Source organism: Franzmannia qiaohouensis (assembly GCF_031451695.1).
Taxonomy (GTDB): Bacteria; Pseudomonadota; Gammaproteobacteria; order Pseudomonadales; family Halomonadaceae; genus Franzmannia; species Franzmannia qiaohouensis.
Window position 1 is genome coordinate 84,331 of record NZ_JARWAM010000016.1, and the last position, 25,166, is coordinate 109,496.

General features: G+C 59.8%; 18 protein-coding genes and 1 tRNA gene. 8 read left to right on the forward strand and 11 right to left on the reverse strand.

The window, feature by feature from the left end; genetic code table 11:
• Positions 1-2 precede the first annotated feature (2 nt).
• From QC821_RS18785 to QC821_RS18805, 5 genes are all read left to right on the forward strand, one after another.
• Positions 3-839 carry a methyltransferase domain-containing protein gene (locus tag QC821_RS18785; protein ID WP_309724602.1) on the forward strand — a complete coding sequence of 279 codons (837 nt, stop codon included), beginning with the start codon at positions 3-5 and terminating at the stop codon, positions 837-839.
• On the forward strand, positions 836-1,507 hold the full coding sequence (gene bioD, locus QC821_RS18790; RefSeq protein ID WP_309724604.1) for a dethiobiotin synthase: 672 nt from the start codon (positions 836-838) through the stop codon (positions 1,505-1,507). Before QC821_RS18785 ends, bioD begins: the two co-directional genes overlap by 4 nt.
• A gap of 66 nt (positions 1,508-1,573) precedes the next feature.
• Positions 1,574-1,658 (forward strand) — tRNA-Leu (locus QC821_RS18795).
• A gap of 313 nt (positions 1,659-1,971) precedes the next feature.
• Positions 1,972-4,791 (forward strand): bifunctional diguanylate cyclase/phosphodiesterase, encoded by a 2,820-nt coding sequence (locus QC821_RS18800; RefSeq protein ID WP_309724606.1) that lies wholly within the window; start codon positions 1,972-1,974, stop codon positions 4,789-4,791.
• A 164-nt stretch (positions 4,792-4,955) separates the two neighbouring features.
• On the forward strand, positions 4,956-5,375 hold the full coding sequence (locus QC821_RS18805) for a PRC-barrel domain-containing protein (RefSeq protein WP_309724607.1): 420 nt from the start codon (positions 4,956-4,958) through the stop codon (positions 5,373-5,375).
• A gap of 94 nt (positions 5,376-5,469) precedes the next feature.
• On the opposite strand, the gene QC821_RS18810 is transcribed toward QC821_RS18805, so the two are convergent.
• Complete coding sequence (locus QC821_RS18810) at positions 5,470-6,003, reverse strand: hypothetical protein (protein WP_309724608.1); 534 nt, start codon at positions 6,001-6,003, stop codon at positions 5,470-5,472.
• 130 nt (positions 6,004-6,133) lie between these two features.
• Positions 6,134-6,262 carry a hypothetical protein gene (locus QC821_RS18815; RefSeq protein ID WP_309724610.1) on the reverse strand — a complete coding sequence of 43 codons (129 nt, stop codon included), beginning with the start codon at positions 6,260-6,262 and terminating at the stop codon, positions 6,134-6,136.
• Between the two features lie 253 nt (positions 6,263-6,515).
• On the opposite strand from QC821_RS18815, the gene QC821_RS18820 reads away from it, so the two are divergent.
• From QC821_RS18820 to QC821_RS18830, 3 genes are all read left to right on the forward strand, one after another.
• Positions 6,516-8,225 (forward strand): methyl-accepting chemotaxis protein, encoded by a 1,710-nt coding sequence (locus QC821_RS18820; RefSeq protein WP_309724612.1) that lies wholly within the window; start codon positions 6,516-6,518, stop codon positions 8,223-8,225.
• Positions 8,226-8,298: 73 nt separating this feature from the next.
• Positions 8,299-9,042 (forward strand): GAF domain-containing protein, encoded by a 744-nt coding sequence (locus QC821_RS18825; protein ID WP_309724613.1) that lies wholly within the window; start codon positions 8,299-8,301, stop codon positions 9,040-9,042.
• Positions 8,981-11,746, forward strand: a complete 2,766-nt coding sequence (locus tag QC821_RS18830) for a bifunctional diguanylate cyclase/phosphodiesterase (RefSeq protein WP_309724615.1) — start codon at positions 8,981-8,983, stop codon at positions 11,744-11,746. Before QC821_RS18825 ends, QC821_RS18830 begins: the two co-directional genes overlap by 62 nt.
• A gap of 69 nt (positions 11,747-11,815) precedes the next feature.
• Here QC821_RS18830 and QC821_RS18835 read toward each other — a convergent pair whose 3' ends face one another.
• From QC821_RS18835 to fliD (QC821_RS18875), 9 genes are all read right to left on the reverse strand, one after another.
• Positions 11,816-12,490, reverse strand: a complete 675-nt coding sequence (locus QC821_RS18835) for a hypothetical protein (protein ID WP_309724617.1) — start codon at positions 12,488-12,490, stop codon at positions 11,816-11,818.
• Positions 12,491-12,596: 106 nt separating this feature from the next.
• Entirely contained in the window at positions 12,597-13,406 is an 810-nt protein-coding gene (locus QC821_RS18840) for a flagellin N-terminal helical domain-containing protein (protein ID WP_309724619.1), read from the reverse strand.
• A gap of 117 nt (positions 13,407-13,523) precedes the next feature.
• The gene (locus tag QC821_RS18845; RefSeq protein WP_309724620.1) at positions 13,524-13,724 is read right to left on the reverse strand and encodes a hypothetical protein; all 201 of its coding nucleotides are present in this window, start codon (positions 13,722-13,724) and stop codon (positions 13,524-13,526) included.
• Positions 13,725-13,854: 130 nt separating this feature from the next.
• Positions 13,855-14,361, reverse strand: coding sequence for a hypothetical protein (locus QC821_RS18850; protein WP_309724622.1), 507 nt, complete (start codon positions 14,359-14,361; stop codon positions 13,855-13,857).
• Positions 14,362-14,720: 359 nt separating this feature from the next.
• A complete protein-coding gene (locus tag QC821_RS18855; protein WP_309724625.1) occupies positions 14,721-19,181 on the reverse strand; it encodes an O-linked N-acetylglucosamine transferase family protein in 4,461 nt (1,486 codons plus the stop codon).
• 177 nt (positions 19,182-19,358) lie between these two features.
• Positions 19,359-20,492, reverse strand: coding sequence for a FliC/FljB family flagellin (locus QC821_RS18860; RefSeq protein WP_309724626.1), 1,134 nt, complete (start codon positions 20,490-20,492; stop codon positions 19,359-19,361).
• Positions 20,493-20,723: 231 nt separating this feature from the next.
• Positions 20,724-21,836, reverse strand: coding sequence for a FliC/FljB family flagellin (locus tag QC821_RS18865; protein ID WP_309724627.1), 1,113 nt, complete (start codon positions 21,834-21,836; stop codon positions 20,724-20,726).
• A 184-nt stretch (positions 21,837-22,020) separates the two neighbouring features.
• Positions 22,021-23,415, reverse strand: a complete 1,395-nt coding sequence (gene fliD, locus QC821_RS18870) for a flagellar filament capping protein FliD (RefSeq protein ID WP_309724628.1) — start codon at positions 23,413-23,415, stop codon at positions 22,021-22,023.
• Positions 23,416-23,562: 147 nt separating this feature from the next.
• Positions 23,563-24,945: a flagellar filament capping protein FliD gene (gene fliD / locus QC821_RS18875; protein ID WP_309724629.1), complete on the reverse strand. Its 1,383-nt coding sequence runs from the start codon at positions 24,943-24,945 to the stop codon at positions 23,563-23,565.
• Positions 24,946-25,166 lie beyond the last annotated feature (221 nt).

Below are 25,166 nucleotides of genomic sequence, written 5' to 3' on the forward strand. Positions count from 1 at the left end.
ACATGCCAGCCCCCGTTGCTGCCCCCAGCTGGCAGCGCAACGTGGCGCAAAGCTTCAGCCGCGCCGCGCCCCGCTACCTGGCCCTGGCCGGCGCCCAGCAGCAGATGGGCGAGGCACTCTGGCAGCACCTCCCGCGTCGCGCCACGTCCATCCTAGATCTGGGCTGCGGCCCCGGACACTGGACCCTGCGCCTCGCTACGCACTACCGGACCATCGCCCTCGGCCTCGACCTGGCCCCGGGCATGCTTGCCGAGGCCCAGTGCCGCTATCTTGATCACCAACGACGTCATCTCCAGCGCGGCCAACGCTGCCACTGGCTGTGCGGCGATGCCGCTCGCCTGCCGCTGGCCAATGCCAGCCTCGACCTGGTGTTCTCCAACCTGGCGCTGCAGTGGTGCCCGAATCTGGATCAAACGTTCCGTGAACTCCACCGGGCGCTAGCCCCCGGCGGCACCGCACTGATCAACACCCTGGCCCCCGGCACCCTGGCCGAAGTGGCCGAGGCCTGGCCGCGGCCGGGGGCGGTCCTCGACTTCGCGGCGCCGGCGCGGGTCGTTGCTGTCTGCCGGAGTGCCGGCCTCGGGGTCGTCGTCGAGCAGGTCACCGAGCGCTTTCACTATCCGGACTTCGGCGCGGTCATGGCGTCGATCAAGGGTGTCGGTGCGCAGCGCCCAGCCCCACCGGGGCAGGCGCCGCTGACCCGTCGCGACCTGCAGTGCGCCCGCCAGCGCTACGAACGTTTCCGCGAGACCGCAGGCCTGCCGGTCACCTACCAGCGCCTGACCCTGATCCTGCAGCGCGGGCCCCGGCCAGCGCCCCCGAGTGAGACTTGTCCATGAGCGCCTACTTCATCACCGGCACCGATACCGACGCCGGCAAGACCCTGATCGCCAGCGGCCTGCTGGCCCTTGCCCGCCGCCACGGCCTCACTACTCAGGGGCTCAAACCCGTCGCCTCGGGTTGCGACGTGACAGCCGATGGTCTGCGTAACCGCGATGCCCTCGACCTGCAGGCGGGCTGCCACCCGCCGCTTGGCTACCACGAGGTCAATCCCTACGCCTTCGCTCCGGCCATTGCCCCGCACCTCGCCGCCCAGCGCGACGCAGTCTCACTCACTCTTGCTGGTCTTGCACAACGGCTCGCCCCGCGGCTGGCCGAGGGTCGCGACCTGACCCTGGTGGAGGGCGCCGGCGGCTGGCGGGTACCGCTCAACGCCGACGAGGACCTCGCCGGCCTCGCCCAACTGCTGAACCTGCCGGCAATCCTGGTGGTGGGTGTGCGACTCGGGGCGATCAATCACGCCCGCCTGAGCCTGGAAGCGATACGCCGCGACGGCGTTCGCGTCGCCGGCTGGGTCGCCAACCTGCTCGAGCCGCGCATGCAGGAGACCAGCGCCAACCTGGCCACCCTCGCCCAGCTGTTGGATGCGCCCTGTCTCGGCCAGGTGCCCTACCTGACTCATCCCACGCCGGCGCAGGTGGCGGACCATCTGCGCCTGCCGCAATAACGCGTTGACTTGGTTACGTCCATACGTAGAATATGTGCGGCTTGGATAGTCGCTGCTGCAGCAAATGCGGATGTGGTGGAATTGGTAGACACGCCAGATTTAGGTTCTGGTGCCTTCGGGCGTGGGAGTTCAAGTCTCCCCATCCGCACCAATTCGACAGTAGCGCGCCTGGTGACACTTTCGACCGGCTGACCCATTTCTCCTCCTACCTCGAGCCGGTAGTATCACGACGTGAACAGTATTGTCGCGCTCGACACAGTCCGGCAACTACTGGCATACGTACCAGCAACAACCGCGCCGCATCACGCCGCCATGCGACGTTGGCAGTGGCACATTCAGCCGATAGCATGACATCGCTATACTGATACTGACTCGGGACATACCAGGTCGCTCAAGCAAATACCTGAATTGCCGATATTCCCTGCAAGGCATCACGCCCATCTACCGTCGGGAGGATCTCACGATTGAATGACCTGGTGACCTCTCACGACGTCTTCCGGCGCCTGGCCGACAGCCTGTCGATGGCCACCGACGAGACCTTCTTCGAGCAGCTGGTAGCTGCGCTGGGAGGTATCCTGGGCGTCGATTACGTGATGGTCGCCCGGGTCGACACCGATGCCAGCCAAGCCACCAGCCTGGCACTATGGGCCCACGGCCGATTAGTCGACAATATCCGCTATCCGCTGGCCGGCACGCCCTGCGAGCAGGTCAACGGGCATGCCCCCTGCCACTATCCCCGCCACGTCTGCTCGCTGTTTCCCGACGATCCGATGCTCGCCGATCTCGACGCCGAGGCCTATCTCGGCGTGCCGATGTATGCCCCTGACGGACGCCCGCTGGGCCTGGTCGCCGCCCTGCATACCCAGCCCATCGATATGTCGCGCCATGCAGAGGAGGTGCTGCGCATCACCGCCGCGCGGGCCGGTGCAGAGCTCGCCCGCTGCGAGAGCGAGCACTTCCACCGCGAGCGACTGCTGAGCACCAACCGCGCCCTCAAGCTGCTCAGCCGCTGCAACGAGGCGCTGATCCAGGCCGAGCAGGAGCAGCAGCTGCTGGAGGCGATCTGCCAGCTGGCGGTCGACGTGGGCGGCTACCGCATGGCCTGGGTCGGCTTCGCCAGGCATGACGATGACAAGTGCATCGAGCCCCAGGCGTCGGCGGGGATCGTCGAAGGCTACCTCGATCAGATCTCGTTGAGCTGGTCGGCGCAGCGCCACAACGGCCGCGGCCCGGCGGGCAGGACGGTGCGCAGCGGCGAGCCGGTGATCATCGCCGACCTGGCCAAGGATCCGAGCTTCATCAGCTGGCGAGAGATGGCCCTTGCGCACGGCTTTCAGAGCATGATCTGCCTGCCGCTCAAACGCGGGGGGCAGGTCTTCGGCCTCCTCGGGCTCTACCAGTCGACCACCGACCCAATCCGCGACGAGGAGCGCCAGCTGCTGTGCGAGCTGGCCGACAACCTGGCCTTCGGCATCGACACCCTGCGCCAGCGTCTCGCCCAGCAGCGCATCCAGCGCGCGGTACTAAAGATCGCCTCGGCGGTCAGCGCGCGCAGCGGCGAAGAGTTTCTCGACCAGCTCACTCACCATATGGCCGAGGCGCTGGAGGCCGAGCTGGCGTTTATCGCGCGCATCGACGACGCCGACCGCACCAAAGCCAACACCCTGACCATCGTCATCGACGGCCAGCGCCAGCCCAACTTCAGCTATACGCTGCCCGGCGCGCTCTGCGAGGACGTACTGCTCGAGACCGAATGCATCGTCCACGACGATGCCGGCAAGCGCTTGCCGGTGGAGGGCCGTGACGTGCTTAGTTGGGTGCGCGCCTACGCCGGGCGTCGGCTCGACGATGCCAACGGCGAACCGTTCGGGCTGATCGGGGTGATGTTCGCCCAGCCGCTGCATGACACCGAGCTGGTCACCAGCGTGCTGCAGATCTTTGCCGCCGGGGTCGCTGCCGAGTTGGAGCGTCAGGAGGACGAGGCGCGCATTCGTCGCCTCGCCTACCGCGACCCGGGCACCGGACTGCCCAATCGCACCGCCTTCATGCAACGCCTCGATAGCGCCCTGGCACGCGCCGACGGCACGCGGGTGGGGCTGATGCTGCTCGACCTCAATCGCTTTAAGGACATCAACGACACCCTCGGCCACGATATCGGCGACAAGGTGCTGGCCGCCGTGGCCAACAGCTTCTCCGGCGTACTGGTGGGCAACGAATACCTGGCGCGGCTAGGCGGCGACGAGTTCGTGGTGCTGGTCGACCCCAGCGATGTCTACACCATCACCGATACCGCCGAGCGCCTGCTCGGCTCGCTGGCAGCCCCGCTGCAGCTCGACGAGCAGGCCTTCGAGCTCGATGTCAGCATCGGCATCGCCTTCTACCCAGACGATGCCGGCAGCGCCCGCGAGCTGCTCAAGCACGCCGACATCGCCATGTATCAGGCCAAGCAGCAGGACGTCCCTTTCCGCTTCTTCGAGCCGCACATGGGGGCGGCGCTCGCCTCGCGGCTGGATATGGCCAAGCGCCTCAGTGCGGCGCTGGCCGACGGCTCGCTGAGCCTGCATTTCCAGCCGCAGATCGACCTGACCACGCTGCGCCTGGTGGGCGCCGAGGTGCTGTGCCGCTGGCACGACCCCGAGCTGGGGGTCGTCAGCCCCGCCGACTTCATCCCGCTGGCCGAAGAGCGCGGCATGATCGTGCCCCTCGGCAACTGGGTGATCGACGCTACCTGTCGCCAGCTCGCCGCCTGGCAGGCCGCTGGCCTGGTGGTGCCCGGCCAGTTGGCGATCAACGTCGCCTCGCGGCAGTTCGATGACGACCAGTTGATCACCACCCTGCAGCGCAGCTGTGGCGAACACGGCATCGCCGCCGGCCAGCTCGGCCTGGAACTCACCGAAAGCGGCTTCATGAGCGATCCCGACCAGGCCATCGCCATGACCGAGGCCCTCAAAACGCTGGGCTTCGGGCTCTCCATCGACGACTTCGGCACCGGCTACTCGTCGCTCGCCTACCTCAAGCGCTTCGCCGCCGACAAGATCAAGATCGACATGTCGTTCGTCGCCGACATGCTGCACAACGAGAACGACCACGCCATCGTCACCACCATCATCGCCATGGCGCGCAGCCTGCAGATGGATACCGTGGCCGAGGGCGTCGAGAGCGTCGAGCAGGCCGAGGCGCTGCTCGCCCTGGGCTGCCGGCAGGCCCAGGGCTACTATTTCGGCAAGCCGGTGACCGGCGAGGCCTTCGCCGCGCGGTGGCTGATGCCCGTGCCGATCGAGTAAGGCGGGTAGCGCGTTTCTAGAGCGCTCGACCCGCGGTTGGCATTCGAATTGCGGATGCTGGCTAACCTGGGTTATCGAATCTTGCCTCGCTGCTTCCCATGATGGCAGGCCGCTCTTGGACGAGAGCGGCTGACCTTCATTATGCGATGCACAAGGAGCAAGTGATGAAACCGATGAAGCCTTTTTTGCTGAGCGCCGCCCTGGCCCCCGCCCTGATGTTTGCCGCGGGCAGTGCCCTGGCCGATGACCATGTCGATGAACCGGATCATGCCGGTGTCGATGCCATCTTCCTGACCGAGCAGCCAGACAACACCCTGCACGCCAGCGAGTTGACCGACAAGGATGTGAGAAGCACCGCCGAAGACGATGAGGAGATCGGCAGCATCGACAACCTGCTGCTCGACGAAGACGGCCAGATCCAGGCCCTGATCGTCAGCGTCGGCGGATTCCTCGGCATTGGCGACAAGAACGTTGCCATCGAATGGGAAAGCGTTGAGCTGAGCCAGGAAGATGACGACTACGTCGTGCGTGTGAACGCCACTCGTGACGCCCTCGAGGATGCCGAGGAGTACGAGAGCGACTGATCCCGTATGACCCGCGATGGGTAGTGCGTATCAGTAGATGAACGGCAAGCGCCTGGCGCTTGCCGTTTTGCTGGTGAACATTTTCCCAGAGCGATCAAGCCGGCGCTTCGGTAGGCGGCGCGGGACGCGGATTCAACTGCTCGAACTGCGCCAGCAGGTCATGCCCATGCTCCTGAATGGTAATATACGCCACCAGAGGCTTGCGATTGCGGCCCATCCACTCGATCTCGTTGCGCCCCTCGATCAGCGCATGGTTGGCTTCATCCGCCGTGGCCGGGCACACCCCGTTGATCTTGAGAATCACCGACTTTTCGCTGAGATGCCCCTTGAGCGGGCTACCCTTGCCAATTCGCAATACACGTAGGCCGCTGCACTCCAGCGGGGCATCGTCGGCGAAATGCGCATGCTCATCCGTATCGGACGCACTGTCATCCGCCTGATCGTCGAGTCGCTGGTTGACATGCGTGCACAGCAAGGCCGCACCGAAAAGCAGCGCACTCAGTGCTCCGACGCTTAGCGCCGGCACACCGCCGCCCCTCAGTATCATCATCGTCGTAATAGGCGCCGACAGCGCCGCCGCCGCCCATAGCAAGGCGCCTAGCAGCGTCCGTTCCCCGTCAATATCCATGTACACCCCAAAGTATAATTTTTATCACCCTGTGTTGTAGCCCATCCTGCACGCCAGAGGTGTCACGAGATGTACTTTATCGTTTCCAAACAGTGCCATATTGGCACTGAACGGTGTTCATCGCATACTACTAGCTCGCCACGCCGTACGTCAGGCGTGGCGTCAGATCAGGCTCGCTGACCGTGAAGCCCCCCACCAGCGCCGCCATTTCCTCGGCCTGCTCATCCAGCGACTTGCTGGCCGCAGCGGCCTGCTCCAAGGATTAAGTAGCCTTCGAGGCGATGCGCCAGAATGTTGATACAGGTCAATATTTTCCACAGCACTATTACAAACGACTGTTTTATCACGGTTAGTTAAAGTCGCTGACGGCTGCGCCGATAACGTGGATAGAGGAGAACTCCAACCCTGTCACCAGCGCTGTAACGAGTGTTAAAGCGGGGCTACCTGATGCCAGCGAGCAGCACTCGTAAACATCGGAACTTAATAAAGCGTTACCACATAGAGGGGAGACTATGCGTCTCAATACTCCGGTTACCCAGCAGGAGTACCGTCTCGCCGAAGCGGATCTGCTGATCTCGCGCACCAACCTGCAGGGCAAGATCACCTACGCCAACCCGGCGTTCGTCGAGGCCAGCGGGTTTACTCTCGAAGAATTGATGGGCAGCGACCACAACCTGGTACGCCACCCGGACATGCCAGTCGAGGCCTTCGAGAACTTCTGGACGACCATCAAGCAGGGCCAGATCTGGAGCGGCCTGGTCAAGAACCGCCGCAAGAACGGCGACCACTACTGGGTGCGCGCCAACGTGGTACCGGTGCGCGAGGCCGGCAAGATCGTCGGCTACGCCTCGCTGCGCACCTGCCCGGGTCGCGCCGAGGTCGAACAGGCAAGCGCGGTGTATCAGCGCTTCAAGGACAACCGCGCAGGGAGTTATCGCCTGGCGCGTGGCGAGATTCGCCGCCGCGGCTGGCACCACCGCCTGCTGGGCATACAGTGGGGCTCCGCGCGCACCCGCATCACCCTGCTGGCGGTGCTGGCCAGCGTGCCGCTGTTGGCTTTCATGACCCAACAGTGGCGCGTCGGGATCAGTGCCGACGGCGCCCTGCCGCTGGCGCTTGCCGCGCTGATGCTGGTAGCCGTGCTGGCGCTGGGCATTGGCGTATGCCGCTCGATCAGCCGCACGCTCTACCTGTCGCGGCGCTTCGCACTGCAGGTGGCAGCCGGCAACCTCACTGCGCCGGTGCCACCCCACGGCAAGGACGACATGGGCCAGTTGGTAGAGGCCCTTGAGACCATGAAGAAAGGCCTGAGTGGTATCGTCGGCGACGTCAACACTGGGATAACCCACGTGCGGCCCTCGGTGGACGCCATCCGCTACGGTAACGATGCCCTTTCGGCGCGCACCGACAGCCAGGCAGCCTCGATCCAACAGACCGCAGCCAGCATGGAGCAGATGACCTCCACGGTACGTCAGAACGCCGATAACGCCCAGCAGGCCAGTCAACTAGCACTGTCCAACGTCGGAGAGGTCGAAAACGCCGGCAGCGGCATCGCCGAGATGGTCAAGCGCATGGCGACCATTACCGAGCGCTCGCGCCAGATGTCCGACGTGGTCTCGCTGATCGACTCGATCGCCTTCCAGACCAACATCCTGGCCCTGAATGCCTCGGTGGAGGCGGCACGGGCCGGCGAGCAGGGCCGCGGCTTCGCGGTGGTAGCAAGCGAAGTACGCAGCCTCGCCTCGCGCAGCGCCGACGCCGCCAAGGAGATCCACCAGCTGATCGCCAACGCCAACCACGAGATCGAGGCTGGCGCCGAGGTGGTCACCCGCACCGAGTCGGCAATCGGCCGCGTGGTCGAGGCAAGCAACCGGGTCAATGACATCATGGAAGAGATCAGCGCCGCCTCCCGCGAGCAGAGCAGCGGCATTACGCAGATCAGCGACGCGGTCAGCCAGATGGAACAAGCCGTTCAGCAGAGCGCTAACCAGCTGCAGGAGAGCAGCCGCGCGACGCATCAGCTGCAGCACGAGACCTGGTTGCTGAACAATGCCATCCTGGCCTTCCGCACCCAGGGCAGCGGCCAGGAACTGCAGGTCGAGATCGACCTTGCTTCCGGCACCACCCAGCGCGAGATCGCAGTGCCCGCGCAGCTTGCAAGACCACGCCCACAGCGCGCCAAGACCATGTCTAAAGCGCCCGACGATTGGACGTCCTTCTGACAGCTAAATTATGTTACACCTATGAGTGGCAGCGCCCTCGGGCAACGCCTAAATCGATGCGGAGGCAGTAACCATGCAGACACCCCCCGTACCCGGGAATGAGTTGCAACGTCTGCAGCGGCTGTGGCGCTATACCCTCAACGACCGCCGTCACGACGTCGCCCTCGACGATCTGACACGCCAGGCCGCCGACCTGCTCGAAGCGCCCATGGCGACCCTGTCGCTGGTCGACGAGAGCTGTCAGTGGTTCAAGAGTGCGAAGGGCATGCCCTTCGCGCAAACGCCACGGGATATCTCGTTCTGCGCGCACACCCTCCTCAACGACCAGCCGATGGAGGTGGCCGATACCCACCTCGATCCGCGCTTTGCCGACAACCCACAGGTGACCGAGGCGCCCTTCGTGCGCTACTACCTGGGTGCCCCGCTGATTACCCGCGACGGCTATGCCCTCGGTTCGCTGTGCGTGCTCGACACCCAGCCGCGCCAAGCCAGCCCGCTTCAACGCCAACTGCTGGTGCTACTGGCCAAGCAGGTGATGCAATATTTCGAACAGCGCCTGGATAGTCGATTCATTGACGCCGTGGACCACGCCGGTATCGGCGTCTGGGAACTCAACGCAGATTCCGGGGATGTCGTGCGAAGCCAGGCTGCCTTTCGTCAACTCGGTATCGGCGACGACCAGCCGCCACTGACGGAAGTCGCTATCTCCCGCTACCATCCCGATGACCAACCGCGACTACGTCAGTGCCTGAACGATGCCATCGAACGACAACAACGATTCGAAGCCGTGCTGCGCCTGGCCACCCCACCAGGATAGCTACGACTGGGTACAACTCACCGGCGAACCGCTGGTGGTCAAAGGCGTCACCAAGCAGGTATTCGGCACCATCCGCAATATCAATCGCCTAAAACACGCCGAAGAGCGCCTGCAGTATCAGCACCAGCTCGACAGCGTCATCGTCAAGGCCCAGTCGCGCTTCATAACCAGCGGCGACGGCCATCAGGCCTTTGCGCTGCTGCTCGATGACATCCTGGCACTAACCAGCAGCGAGTTCGGCTTTATCGGCGAAATCTTCCACGATACCGAGCAACGCCCCTACCTCAAGGTGCAGTCGATCACCGATATCGCCTGGGACAAGGCCTCTCGAGCAATGCTCGAGGACGCCCCAGACGGACTCGAATTCCATAATCTCGACACCCTGTTCGGCCACGCCCTGCGCACCCAGAAGACGGTGATCAGCAACGACCCCGCCAATGATCCACGCAAGGGCGGACTGCCGCCTGGGCATCCGCCGCTGCAGAGTTTCCTGGGCGTGCCGATCAGTATCAATGATCGCATGGTCGCCATGCTGGGGCTGGCCAACCGCCCGGAGGGCTTCGATGCGGCGCTGGTAGAGTTCCTTACTCCGCTGCTCAGCACCACCGCCCAGTTGGTCGACACTCTGAGGGTAAGGCGCGAGCACCAATCCAGCCAGCAGAGCATCGGGCGGCTGTCGCAGGTGGCCCAGCGCACCAGCAACAGCGTGTTCATCTGCGATGCCAACGACCGTATCGAATGGGTCAACGAAGGGTTCGAGCGGCTCAGCGGCTACTCCAGCGACGAAGCGCTGGGCAAACGCCCCGGCGAGCTACTACGCGGCCCGGCCACCGACAGCGCCGCCAACGCGCGCATCGAGGCGGCACTGGCGCGAGGCGAGGGCTTCGAAGAGGAGGTAATCCACCATCGCCGCGACGGCACCCCCTACTGGGTGCACATCCGCTGCGATGCACTGTACAACGAGAATGGCGAGCTGACCGGCTTTATCGACATCCAGTCAGACATCAGCGAGCGCAAGGCCTTCGAGGAGCGCCTCAAGCTCGCCGCACGCGTCTACGACAACACCCAGGAAGGCATCATGATCACCGATGCCGAGCACTGGGTGGTCGACGTCAATCCAGCCTGCTGCACGATCACCGGTTACAGTCGCGACGAGCTGATCGGCATGCATGCTATCCGGTTGGGCTCGACGCTGCCCGGGGTCGCCGACACCCCCACCGTGATCGATCACCTGGGCAGCGGCAAGGACTGGCATGGCGAATTCGCCGGGCGCCGCAAGAACGGTGAGAGCTTCCCCGCCCTGCTCTCGGTCTCGTCGGTCTACGACGACCAGAGTCAGGTCATCAACCACGTGGCGGTGTTTTCCGACCTCACCCGCAGCAAGCGCCACAGTGAGGAGCTCTACCGTGCCGCCAACTTCGACAAGCTCACCGGCCTTGCCAACCGCGAGCACCTCGCCCAGCAACTGCAAGACCTGCTCGACTACGCCGAGGGCTTCGACCAGTCGCTGACGGTATGCATGCTCGACCTCGACCGCTTCGGCAATATCAACCAGAGCCACGGTCATCAGGCAGCCGACCGGCTACTGATGATCCTCGCCGAGCGCTTCAAGCGCGTGCTCAACGACCATGGCAAGCTGGCGCGAGTGGGCGGCGACGAATTCGCGCTGGTGCTGCCCGAGACGAATCACGGCCTGGAAAGCCTCGACCACCTGCGCAACGCCCTGGCCGAGCCGCTGGTCATCGACGGCGAGTCACTCAGCGTGACCGCCAGCATCGGCATCTCGACCTACCCCCAGGACGACAGCGACGCCGACATGCTGCTGCGCCACGCCACCCAAGCGATGTACCAGGCCAAGCAGCGCGGCGGCGACTGCTACCAGCTGTTCGACCCCGGCCAGGATCTGCGCATCCGCCGCCAACGCGAGGAGCTGGCGCGGCTGGCACTGGCCCTCGCGCGCGACGAGTTCGAACTCTACTACCAGCCCCAGGTCGACCTGGCGGAACACCGCCTGGTCGGCGTCGAGGCGCTGATCCGCTGGCGCCACCCGCAGCGCGGCCTGGTGGCCCCCGGCGAGTTCCTGCCGCAGCTGGCCGGCACCGAGCTCGAGCAGGCCATCGACGACTGGGTGGTGGAAACCGCCCTACGACAGTCGGATACCTGGCGACACAGCGGCTTGACGCTGCCGGTCAGCGTCAATCTCAGCCCCCAGTCGCTGGTGCGGCGCGAGTTTCTCGACGTGCTTGCCCAGCACATGCAGCGCCATCCGCAGATCGGCCCCGGCGACCTCAAGATCGAAGTACTGGAATCTGCCGCGCTGGATGACATCGACGCTGCCATGCAGGTCATGAAAGGCTGCCACGCGCTGGACATCGAACTGGCACTGGACGACTTCGGCACCGGTTACTCGTCGCTCTCCTACCTGCGCAACCTGCCGGTCGACCTGATCAAGATCGACCGCAGCTTCGTCTCGCGGATGCTCGAGAACGACGACGACCACGCCATCGTCGAGAGCGTGGTCTTCCTGGCCGGCAAGTTCAAACGCCCGGTGCTTGCCGAAGGCGTAGAGAGCATGGCCCACGCCCGGGCGCTGGGCGCGCTGGGCTGCCACCTGGTGCAGGGCTACGGCATCGCCAGGCCGATGCCCGCCGGCGAGATCCGCGCCTGGCAGCAGGCCTGGCTCGGTGCCGAGACGACGCCTTGAACGCCCGTCTAAACACCAACGTCCGGATACAAAATCCGGGCGATACCAGCGTGCTGTGATAAAGCAGCCTCAGAAGGTGTAGGAGACACCCACCACCGCCACCGGATAGAACGGCAGCTTGTCGGCCTCATCCTTCAGACGCTGCTCCTCGCGGCGCAAGTCACGGCGGAACTGGTCGCTCTGTGCCTCGTAATTCTCGGACGTACTAAGTGACACGTCGATACTGGTCGCCATCACCCCGAGCTCGGAAAACACCCCGAAGCCCTGCCGATGCGACGAGCGCCAACCCAGGCCGGCATAGGGCTGCACACCATCGGCGATGGTCAGCTTGCCGTGTACGCTGCCAATGTCACTGGCGGCATAAGTCTGCCCATCAAATTCGAACGTATCGTTGCGCTTGGAACGCCCGCTAACGTTGGCTTCCATATCCGGCAGCATGGCACCCGCGGTGAGATAGAAGCGTCCGGCAAACGGGTAGTAGTCAAACTTGATGGCCCCAGCGGAGATATCCAGGTCACCGTCGTAATCCACATCATCGGTGTCGAAGTCGCCGCTCCAGCTCAGCCCACCGGCGTACTGGGCCGTCACCCCCATACGCTCATGAAAGCGCCATGACACCTCGGCCCCTACCCCGGTGGTGCCCGCCAGCACGCCAACACTGTAGCGATCCTCGAACGCCTGAACGCTACTTGCGCCAGCGCCCAACAGCAGTGCCGCCATACCGGCAGTCATCAACTTGTACATTGTGAATATCCCTTGCGTAATGATCCGATGCGGGCTTCATACCCCGCAAAAGTGCTATCGGCAGGCACTCGCCTAACTTTAATAAAGCAACCTAATCAGAGGGATATCAGCGCTGCAGCAGTGTGAGAATCATATTGGGCAGCTGATTGGCCTGAGCCAGCACCGCGATGCTGGCCTGCTGCAGGATCTGCGCGCGGATCATCCGCGACACCTCGACCGCGTAGTCGGCATCCATGATCCGCGAGCGTGAGGCCGCCAGGTTGATCTGAGTGGTAGCCAGATTATCGACCACCCCTTCGAGGCGATTATGCGTCGCCCCCAGATAGCTACGCTGGCGGTCGACTCGCTTTAGTGCCTCATCGAGCCGCGCCAGGCGGTCCTCGTCCACTTCCTCGACGCTGAAGCCCTCAAGGCCCAGCCCGTCGAGGTTGAGTGCTGTCAAGGCGATATCGATCGTCTGGCCGTCGTAGGCTCCCACCTGAATCGACAGCGAGCGAGTCTGCCCCAGCGGTTTGACGCCGTTGAAATCGGTCTGGCCGGTAAGGCGATTGATCTCGTCGAGGCGCTCATCAATCTCACTCTGAATCGACGCCAGATCGCGCTCATTCAGCGTGCCGTTGGCCGCCTGAACCGAGAGCTCGCGGATACGCTGCAGATTGTCGTTGACCTGATTAAGCGCACCCTCAGCGGTCTGCACCAGCGAGATGCCGTCATTGGCATTGCGCTGTGCCTGGGCCAGGCCACGGATCTGCGCGGTCATGCGATTGGCAATCGCCTGACCGGCGGCATCGTCCTTGGCACTGTTGATACGCAGACCGGACGACAGCCGCTGCATCGCCGTCTGCATCTCTGACTGACTGCTATGGAGATGCTGGCGCGCCAGCATCGACATGATAGAAGTATTGAGCACCAGCACCGTGGCAAGCCCTCAAGGGCGCGCCGGGCGGCGCGCAGGGGTGGTTACTCAGAGTATCGGCCGGCGCGGAAAAAGCTTTAGCTCTCGTTTATTCGCAGATCAAGAGGCGATCACCTCTCAGGCGACCTCATCGAGCATCGACAGCGTGTAGGCACGCTGATCGGCCACCGCCTTGGCGTAGATATCATGCACCTCGAGGTACTCGGCCTCGTGGGATTCATCCATACCCGAGGCTTCAAAGCGCAGCATCAGCGCACGGGTGTCGCGGATCAGGCTATCGAACTCCTCGATGATCCGATGGTACTCGTCGAGCGTCACGGTAAAAAAGCCTCGGCATGGCAGGGTATAGCTGCATTGTAGAAGCCCGGCCACACCGTCGATTTGCTGAAAAGCGTAGAGAAACGGCGTTTGCGGGCATAATCGAGCAAAGCGCTACCTGTGCAGATGGTTATAAGCTCTGCTCGTCATGCAGCGGCGTCGCCAGCATCTCCAAGTGGTGTCGACCACGCCGCTCCCCGACACCGATCTCGATCATCGCCGCATGCGGACAACCGAGCCTTTTCAGACAGTGTTGAAGTTTTCGCCTTTCTCGGTGCCGTGCGCTCTGGGCATCGCTCTTCAGCACTTCGATCACCGCCAGGGTTTCACCGCTGCCACGGCGATGAATCAGCAGGTCGGGAAAGATGGTCGGCGCCTCGGTGGTGGCACTGGTGGTCGACACCACGATATGGCCTCTGCTCTGCAGTGGCCCGCGCCAGCAGTTGAACTCGCAATCGACGTCCCAGTCGGGAAATACTGCCTGTAGATGGCACCCCAGTCGAGCAGTGATACTGCGCTCATTGGCCTGGGCTTCCAGTAGCGCCGCATCGCGTTCCTGCAAGCGCTTCAATGCCTGCTCCAGGCCATCAATGACATCCACTTCCAGGGCGGCGGGAAGGGTCTCGAAATGGGTCATGTGCTGATATCCCCTCTACGTTGTTGTGCCAGCTTTTTGTTATATTCATAAGCATATCGGCATGTAGGAGGAAAACTTGAGCCCTCATCTAAGCTACCGATGCAGGAGATCGTGACTTAAGAAGGGCTCCGCAGACGATCAGGCAAGAGAACAATCCGACTCAGACCACAGGGATCCGTGAAAGCCGGTACAGCTCAATCGAGCATCTGGCCACCTACAAAACAAAACGCCCGCATTGTAATGCCTCCCGGTTTCTGCACACCCTTCGATGCTAATGCGGGGTGTGCAGAAACCAGGGGGTCATTACAACGGGGGCATGTGTCAGGTGATAACCATCACTGTACACTTTTTCTAAATCCTCAACGCCCGTCTCTACCTGATAAAGTTACTTTATAAAACTCAGGTATTATCCAACTCCAGTCAGATTTCTTGATTTCTACATTATCGGGGAAGATTTCGAACACCGCCATTCTATCGATAAAATCGACAGGCTTTAGCAGCTTCTCAACAACATGATAATAGGTCCTGTCACGATAATCATCAAACAAAACCGTTGTCTTTTTTCTCGCTTTAAGCAAGATTGTCAGAAAACAGGCAGTCCTTAATCGGCCATCAATTAACACCACATCAGGATCCTCAAACCATGGTTCATCCCAGATCCTCATTGGATAATCAGGAAAGCTCTCCCATAATTTTTTATCTAATGGCTTTGCCCATGCTCCCGTCTTACCAATATCAACATGGTATATATGAGGGGAAGAGCTACAGCAGAAAGACGGATGATTAAAAATAACTTTCATTCGCTCTGCCCAATTAAAGTCATTCTCCACACCATAAATATGTTTTCCAAGCATACGAGAAGCAAGTAATGTAGAAGCCCCTGTACCATATTCCAAAATAACGCTAGCGTTTTCATAACACCTAAGTAAATATTTCTCACACTCAGCACTAAAGGAGTGCTCTGGAAGCTCCAACTCCTTCTCTGCAACAGAGTTAATTTTTTCAGAAGCACTTTCACCACTAAAAAAGCCGTTTCTAATCTTAGCCGAGATACCACCATGCATCTTATCGAGGATTAGCCAAGATCCCTTTTGCAAAGAGGTTTTCACTTTCGCATGATCCTTGCTTCTCACATAGTCGTGAAACAATACCGCATCAGGTATATATATTTGGCTGCCCGCATCATACCCCATATTCATAAATCTAACAGACAAGTCAAAACCGCCATGCCCAAATAAAATATAGTCTCCCCATCCACCGACTTTAGCAAACGCCGAGCTATTGACTGACACATTACCTTCCAGTGTTGGGGGAGATGAGATCATCTCACTCCCGAGATAGTAATGCTTTGGCTGTTCAATTGTATCACTTTTGCACACACCCCGGGCACATATGACTTTGTTAACACTATGGGCTATTAAATGGCTATCTATAAAACCAGCATCGGGATAGCCGTCATCGTCTATAAAAATACTTAATGGTGCGCGTGAGAACAAAAAACCCACATTTCTGGCCAAATAAGCACCAGAATTACTTTTCAACCTCACCCATGTATCAACATAATCATTAATTGACTCAAAGTCGCCATCATCTCTTCCATTGTTAACAAATATAATCTGCACTAAATCTCCACCCTGCCTTCTTATCTCCTTTAAGTTATGAAACAGCTTTTCTTTAAAACCATTAGATATAACGATTACAGAAGCATTGCAGCACTCATGCTCATAATTATTTACAGCATAATCAAACCAGTGATTATATAGCCTTTCTTTTTTTTCCCAACCAAACTTCCTTAGCCTATAGCCTAGCTCATAGTCGCTATCTACATCTACACTACTGCATAGTGAGTGTGAAAGAACAAAAAAAGCAGCATTATTCCTTTCTTCTTCATAAAGAACGAGTTCACTAGCCTTAGTCCACTCGTTAATAATTCGCTCGTCGCAATTTACGAAAGAAGTAATCAGCGCGTTTAATTTTTCAGCCTGACTTTCAGATATCTCCGCCTTAAGAAAAGAAAGCTTATTCTCAAACCCCTCAGATAGTTCAGGAGTGCTATTTAAAAAATAACGAAAATATTTTCCACCCAAATACTTATCGACTGAATCAATCAAGAAAAAGGAGAGATCATAAAATTTAAATATTGTATGCAGCAAAAAAGATAACTTTGCCTTTTCTTTATAATCCATCTTTTCAAGAATCACATAATCAGGCAAAAAGATAAAATCGGCCATAAAAATATCATTGTGCTTATCGCTGCTTACCGAGATGGAATTTAAAACTTGACTCCGGCACTGGATCTCATAAATATTATGCAAACGAAAACCATGATTATTCGCCCAGTTTTCTAACTCACCAAGTTTCGCCTGCCCTTCATGGGTTGGCTGGAAAGCGACTTTGACCTGAATAAGCAGGGTGTTTTCTAGCGCTTCAGCTCCGTGCTCGAGGATAGCGCTGTTGTCATGAGATGCATCCAACACCAACCAATCAATGGATGGTAGGCCTTCTATTTTGTTCAAGGGGATCGTATTGACTGGCAGTTCGGTCAATACCCGATTCCCCTTGGCGACATCTTCCGGTAGCCAAGGCTCCTGCAACGGTTTCAGGGTAGCGCTCTGCTTAGGGTCCAGGCAGGCGTAGAGAGTTGTCGGTTGGCCATCACCCAAGAGTGCACCTGAATAGTAGTGAATGCCTTCTTGATTCTTGACAGGGTCGTTGATGGCATCCCCGGCAGGGTCGAAAATCACGACTTCCATGGCCCGACTTTTCAGTAGCTGCTGCACGGCCTTGTTGTGCAGCAGTTGCCCACCATTGTCGATGGCGATCAACTTGCCTTCGAGCTCCCAGTTAAAACCTCCCTGACGCTCGTCATTCTCGTCGATCAACGGCTGAGGTTCCACCAATTGCACTGGCAACGTAGCGCCTTCGAAGTAGGCGCCACCCTCTTTGTCGATGCTCAATGCCGCCGGCAGCTCGTCGGCGCAGTAGCGTTGCCAAATAGCGCGCATCGCGGTAGTGAAGTGCCGTGCAAAACATGGGCCATCACATACCGGGGACTGAACCAGCACTTCCCGGAGGTGGCTGCGAATAGTAGCCAGGCTATCCAAATCACTGGCTAGTTCGAGCACCCGGGCGTGATACTCTTCCCAGCTATGGGTCACCAGTTCCGGCATCCCGGCATGAGCCAGGTGGGTCGCGCTATGACGTCCCGCAAAGGTAGGCCCTGGCATAGTGACGACCGGCACCCCCATCAGGAATGCCTCACAGGTCGTCAAGCCGCCCGAGTAGGGCCATGGGTCAAGCGCAATATCGACTCGGTTGTAGGCTTCCAGCAGCTCATAGTTCGTGCCCGGCCCTTCTATCATCAGACGCTCGCGCTTGATGCCTTCTGCCTCCAGCATCGCATATAGCCGCTCGCAGAAGGTTTCGCTGGTATATGGGCGCCCCTTGAGAAGCAGCCGTGAGTCCGGCAACTGGTGCATTATCGCGGCCCATTGGGCTAAAGTGGCGCTATTGAGCTTCGTCGGGTTATTGAAGCAGGCTAGAGTAATATAGCCATTCCGAGTGGCAGGTAGCTCTCCCACTTCCGGAAGCTTGGCAGGCGGATCGAAGACGATGTAGTCCTCCGGCATGCGAATCAACTTCTCGGTATAGTAAGCGTCTTCGCCTTCGGGAGACTCGATGGCATCGCTGATCAGATAATCCATGGCAGCCACACCAGTGGTGTTGATCAACCCGCCGACCCATTTGACCAGTAAAGGGGCGGGCTGCATTGCGACGGCGCGCATGCGGTTGCCGGAATTATGGCCGGATAAATCGATCAGGATATCGATGCCATCATCCCGTACCTGCTGTGCGAAGGCTGCGTCGGTCAGATGACGCATGGAACGCCAATGGTGCGTCGTGGCCTTTATGCGTCGCGTCAGGTCATCGGTGACTTCGCTGGAAGTGTATGCAAACAGCTCGAACTGAGCAGGATCCAGATTCTCCAAACAGCGTACGATCATCTTGCCGACGGGATGCTTGCGGAAACCATCCGAAAACATGCCGAGACGCAGACGCTTTCCCGGTTGACGAGTGGTCGGCTGCGGCCGCGACGCGACAACGTCTGGTGCATAGCGGGCTTCCCAAGCCTGAGCCAGCTCGGCGATATCCGCACGAGTAGCGGCGGGATCGTAATGCATCGCAGTCAGTCGGTTGGAGTAGGCTACCGAGCTATCCTTGGCGCATGTCTCGGCACGTTCGTAGCAGCGGTAAGCATCTTCCAGCAGCGCTAGATCACGCCGCACGTTTCCAGCATTGTTCCAGTGGACGTAATTACCAGGGTCGAGCTGGGTCAGCCGATCATAGATCGCCAGCGCCTCTTCATAGCGATAAAGCCCGTTATAGACGGTGCCAAGGGTGTCGAGCACGCGCACATCCTGTGGCGCCAATTGCTCGGCCCTCTGGGCATACTCCAAGGCTCTCTGATATGCCGCATGGTCGGAATAGATCTTGGCCCGTGTCACCAGGGCGCGCACACTTGCGGGCGCCAGCTCCTCGGCTCGGTCGAGATGCGACAGCGCCTGGCGCGTATCGTGGCGTTTATAGGCGATATAGCCAAGCCAGTCATGGTGGCTCGGCTCTTGCGGCGCTAGTTCGATAGCGCGCTCGAGGGCCTCCCCGGCTTCGGCGTACTGTGCCTCCCTGGCCAATAGCCTACCCAGGGTTTGCCAGGCGACAGCATCGTCGGGGCGTTTACGGGTCAGGCTTCGTGCCTGAGCCAGGGTAAGCGGTGCCTGTTTGGCTTGAGGGTGTGAGGATGAAGGCTTCTTACGTGACATGGCTGACAACTTGGTGTAGTGGGCAATGCTGTCAGCCTACGGCTAGTGGCGTCGAACCAAAGGAACGAGGAAACCGGATTTTGGCTGGCTATTGAGTGATTCAACGCAAACGAATGAAAACGGGCCCCGAAGGGCCCGTTAGGTAACGAGCGAGAACGCTCGATGGATCAGTTATTATCAGCCCAGCAGAGACAGCACGTTCTGGGGAATCTGGTTGGCCTGTGCCAGTACCGAGGTACCGGCTTGCTGCAGGATCTGCGCGCGGGTCATGTCGGAGACTTCGACAGCGTAGTCGGCATCTTCGATACGCGAGCGAGCCGCAGCCAGATTGGTCTCATTGGTGTTGAGGTTGGTGATGGCATCCTCGAAGCGGTTCTGCACCGCACCCAGCTCGGAGCGCAGGCTATCGACCTGGTTCAGGGCACTATCCAGTGCCGCCATGGGGCCTTCGGAGCGAGAACCATCGCCTGGGATCTGGCTACCCGCAGTTACACCAAGAGCTGTTACTTCACCATCGTCATTAAACTCGACTCCCACGGTCGCAGAGAAGACCACTGTCTCGCCGTTGAGATCACCTTCGATGAAGAAGTTGCCATTATCATCTACGCCCAGCGCACCGCCTGTAAACCCATCAGGCAGACCATCCAAACCATCGACATCTACTGCGTCATAGGCTGCGCCAAAGTCGGCACCAGCGGTAGAAAAGTCACTATCATCAAGCCCCAGAGCCGTCGCCATGGCACCAGAGTTAGCGGTGTCAGTGGTATCCAGATCACCCACATAACCATTGACGTTAAAGTCATCCAGGCCCAGGGTCTCGGCATTGATCTCTTGTAAGTTGACGGTAATGGTTTCACCGTCGTTGGCACCAACCTGGATCTGCAGCGCTTGTTCATCGGCCAGCACACTGACGCCGTTGAAGTTGGTCTCTTCGGAGATACGGTCGATCTCGTTGAGGCGCTGGGTGATTTCGTCCTGGATGGACTGCAGGTCGTTCTGGCTGTTAGTGCCGTTGGAAGCCTGCACGCTCAGCTCACGAATACGCTGCAGGTTATCGTTAACCTGGTTCAGCGAGCCTTCGGCGGTCTGGGCAATGGAGATGCCGTCGTTGGCATTCCGCTGCGCCTGAGCCAAGCCAGTGATCTGGCTGCTCATGCGGTTGGCGATGGCCTGACCGGCGGCATCGTCCTTGGCGCTGTTGATACGCAGGCCGGAGGACAGACGCTCCATGGATGTCTGGAGGCTGTTCTGGCTCTTGTTGAGGTTTGACTGGCCGATCATGGCCGTGATGTTGGTATTGATCACTGACATCGTAATGTCTCCTTGCTCTCGTCTAATGACCCCTACTGGAGCCGTCCCGACGGCCTCGTGTGCCGTTATACTCTTTAACGGCGGGCCTGCTCGGTTCTTTAGGGCCATAAGCGTTTTTTTTGTAAAAGGCTGTAAAACTATCTCAGAAACAGCAGTTGTAGCGGTGTAGCTGATGCCTCATAACGCAGCAGGCCTCCCGTAGGAGGCCTGCTGTGGCAGCTCGAGGTGTCATCAGCCAAGTAGCGACAAGACGTTCTGCGGGATCTGGTTGGCCTGGGCCAACACCGAGGTACCGGCTTGCTGCAGGATCTGAGCACGCGTCATGTTGCTGACTTCGACTGCGTAGTCGGCATCTTCGATGCGTGAGCGAGCCGCCGCCAGGTTAGTGGCATTGGTATTGAGGTTGGTGATGGCATCCTCGAAGCGATTCTGCACCGCACCCAACTCGGAGCGCAGGCTATCGACCTGGTTCAAGGCGCTATCGAGCGCGGCCAGAGGCCCTTCCGAACGCTGCCCCTTGACCAAGCTTCCTGCTGTCACGTCCAGCCCGGTCACTTCTCCATCGCTGTTCTTGGTCACATTGACAGAAGCTGAGACGTAAGCCGTTTCTCCATCCAGAGTACCCTGGATGAAGTAGTTACCCTCGCTGTCTACGGTCAGACTGTTACCCGTGGTGGAGAAACCGTCCGGCAAATCAATGCCGTTGACATCAGCTGCAGCCAGTGCTGTGGCAAAATCACCGGTTGCGAAACTGGCATCTTCCAGCCCCAGTGCCTCTTCGAGGGTTCCGGTGGCACCATCCGGCACATCTACGTAGCCATTGACGTTAAAATCGTCAAGCTTGAGCGTCGCGGACGTGATCTCCTTGAGGTTGACGGTAATGGTTTCGCCGTCGTTCGCTCCAACCTGAATCTGCAGGCCGCGCTCACTGGCCAGGACACTAACACCGTTGAAGTTGGTCTCGCTGGAGATACGGTCGATCTCGTTTAGCCGCTGATCGATCTCATCCTGTATGGACTGCAGATCATTCTGGCTATTGGTGCCGTTGGCGGCCTGAACGCTCAGCTCGCGTACACGCTGCAGGTTGTCGTTGATCTGATTCAACGCCCCCTCAGCAGTCTGTGCCACGGAGATACCATCGTTGGCGTTACGCTGCGCTTGGGACAGACCAGTGATCTGCGCAGTCATACGATTGGCGATGGCCTGGCCAGCAGCATCGTCCTTGGCACTGTTGATACGCAGGCCAGAAGAGAGACGCTCCATGGAGGTTTGTAGTGCATTCTGCGATTTGGTCAGATTAGCCTGACCGATCATTGCCGTGATGTTGGTGTTGATCACTGACATGATAGGTTCCTCGTAAGGTAACCACCGGCTCCCTGTCGTTGCCCACCATGGGCTCTGCGTGCCGGCACGATAGGATTATCGGCAACCTCCGAGGATACTTTAGGGGAGTAATTGACTTACGGGGATTTTAAACAAGCAAGGCGGCCATCAGGGCCGCCTTGCCAGGTGTTACCAACACTAAACGTTACCTGCTCCCGCGGCCTAACTGAGCATCCAGTGCATCGAACTGCTGGGTAAGGTAGCTGCTTGTCTGGTTCATCTGCGCGATCATGGCATCGAGCTGGCCGAACTGTACGCGGTAGCGCGAGATGGTGCCCTCGATACTGCGCTCCATGCGGGCATAGCGCTCGTTGAGGCTCTCGACGCGGCTCTCGGCGCCACTAATGGTGTTCTTGACGATGCCGTTCGTGCCGAGCATCTGTCCAAGCGTCTGGTTGAGCTGCCCGGCCATGCCAGCGTCTTTCTTGTCGCCGGCAAAGAAGTCGCTGAGACCCGCCATATTAGACCTGACCAGCTCATCGAGACGGTCGTTGTCCAGCTTCAGGGTGCCATCGCGCTGCAGCGAGATGCCGACCTGGTTGAGTGTGGCAAATTCACCGCCGGCCACGCCGCCACTGAGTACACTGCGCATGCGCGACTCGATGGTGCGCACCATACTGTCGCCGTTGAGATTGCCGGCCGTGTTGGTCTCGGCGTTGTAGGCGGTCAGCTTGCTAATAGACCCCTTCAGAGCATTAAAGGCATCGACGAAGCCGGTAACCGCTTCGCGCACCGCGCGAGTGTTCTGCTCCACCACCACGGTGGAGGTAGAGCCTTCGGTGCCTTGCTCGAGGTTCAGGGTCACGCCCTGAATAGCGCCTTCGATGCTATTGCTGGGGCTGGTGATTCGAATGCCGTTGACGTTGATCTCGGCATCGATCCCGTCGCGCTGGGTCGCCGGGTCGGCATCCAGGGTCACGCCCCCGGCCAGGCCGGTGAATTCCAGGCCCTGGATAGAGGCATCCTGACCGGTCTCCTTGGAACTTAGCGCCAGGCGAAAGCCGGTACCATCGTTGACGATTGAGGCGCTGACTCCAGCGTCTTCGGATGCATTGATGGCGTTACGGATATCGATCAGCGTGGCGCCTTCCTCGAGATCCAGGGTAAGCGCGATGGGCTCGCCGGTGTCAGGGTCGATTTTACCAAAGGTCAGGGTGAGCGTGGCATCGGCGCCGGTCAGTGCCTGGTCGTTGGCGGCCACGCTGCTAGTGGCCAGGCTGCCCGCCCGAGCGGCATTGACCACTTCCACCTCATAGCGGCCAGGGTTGGCCTCGGCAGACGCGGATGCTTTTACCCCCTCGCCTCCACTAACGTTGGTGGAGAGACTCTCGAACAGCTTGGGGTCGTTGACCTTGGCTACCGCGTCCTGGAACTTGGTCAATGCCGACTGTAGCTGTCCATAGGCAGAAATCTTGGCCTTCTGCTGGGTTTGCTGCAGTTTGATAGGCTCGAGCTTACCGCGCTCGGCATCGCGCAGCTGGTCGAGCAGCCCCGACAGATCCAGCCCTGACCCTACTCCCAACGACGTAATAGTAGACATACCGATCAGCTCCCTTTGAGCAGTCCTCACACTGATAGCGGTATTATCGGCCGCTTGGCAGATAACTTTATGCCATTTTTTCGCTGGCGCAAAAAACCCCGGCGCGGGCCGGGGTATAGAAGGTCGAGCTTGGCGACATACGTGGCACTACATCATGCCGCCCATGCCACCCCCGCCCTGACCGCCACCCAGGCCATTGAGCTGCTCGGTTAGATAGTTACTGGTCTGCTGCATCTGGCCCAGCATGCCGTCGAGCTGAGCAAACTGGGTACGATAACGGTCAAGTGTCCGGTCGATGCTCTGCTCAGTGCGCTCGAAACGATCCTCGAGGCTACCAATGCGGGTCTCGGCGCTATTGATGGATCCTTCGAGAGCGCCATTACTGCTTAGCAGCTGCTCGGTGGTGCTCGCCAAGCGGCCGGCCAGGCCGGGTGTGGCCTCGTCGCCTGCAAAGAAGCTGGCCACACCATCGGGGTCATTGGCCAGGGCGCTATCCAGCTGCTGCTCGTCAAGCTCGAGGGTGCCGTCCACGCTAAGTGAAAGGCCCATGTCGGAGAGCAGCGCGAGCTCACCATTCTGGGTGACACCGGAAGCGAGGTCGTTACGAAGGCTGGACTCGATGGCGCGAACCGTGCTGTCACCAATCAGCGGTCCAGCCTCACCCTCTTCACCGTTGAAGGCGGTCAGCTGTCCGGTGGTGCTCTTCATCTCATTGTAGGCGTCGACAAAACCGACGATGCTGTCACGAATGGTAGCGTTATCGCGCTCGACTACAACGGTACTGCTGCCTGGCTCCTGCAGATCGAGGGTAACGCCTTGAATGGCATCTTCGATCTGGTTGGTGGCACTATTGATATCGATGCCGTTGACCATCAGCTCGGCATCCTGGCCTGCCTGAGACACCGTGCCACCCGGATCGCCGGCAAGGTTGCCCGCCGCCAGCTGGTCAAAATTGGTACCGATGATCGACGCCTGCTCGCCGGTCTCTTCGGACATCAGAGCCAGGCGATGACCTTCGCCGTCGAAGATGATCGAGGCATTTACCGCAGCCTCAGGATCGGCGTTGATGGCATCACGCACATCTTCCAGCGTGCTATCCGCCTCGATCGCCACGTTATGATTCAGCTCGCCGTTAGCGAAGCTGAGCTCGAGCGTACCGCCATCTTCGGAAACGACAGTCTCCAGGTCGCTTACCCGCTCGGTGGCCAGGTTACCCGCCGTGGCAATCTGGCCGACTTCCACATCGTAACGCCCGGGACTTGCCTCGGCGCCGGCCGCCGCCTGCACGGCACTGCCTGTGACGTTGGAGGTCACGCTCTGAAAAAGCGCCGGGTCATTGAGTGCGGCAACGCTGTCATCGAACGCCGAGAGCGTGCTCTGCATCTCGCCATAGGCGGATATCTTTACCTGCTGATCTTCGACCTGCTGTGCAATGGGCGCTAGCTTAGCCTGCTCGGCCTCTTCCAACTGCCCGAGCAAGCCATTCAGGTCGAGCCCTGAGCCAATCCCTAGTGAGGTGATACTCGACATACAACAACTCCCGAAGCGCGTGTATTTCCTCTCTATGAGTAGGGCCATCGGCGGGGGGAGAGTGAACTTTAGGGTGTGCCTGCGATTTTTTCGGCGCTACGAACGGGCAAGCCATGGTGGCTTGGCCTTGCCCGGCAGCGCTGCGCGCTGCAATCGCGAATGAATTCGCTTATATGGACCCGTCCCGTTGTGCAAGCCCGATTCGCCATGGCCGGGGTGAG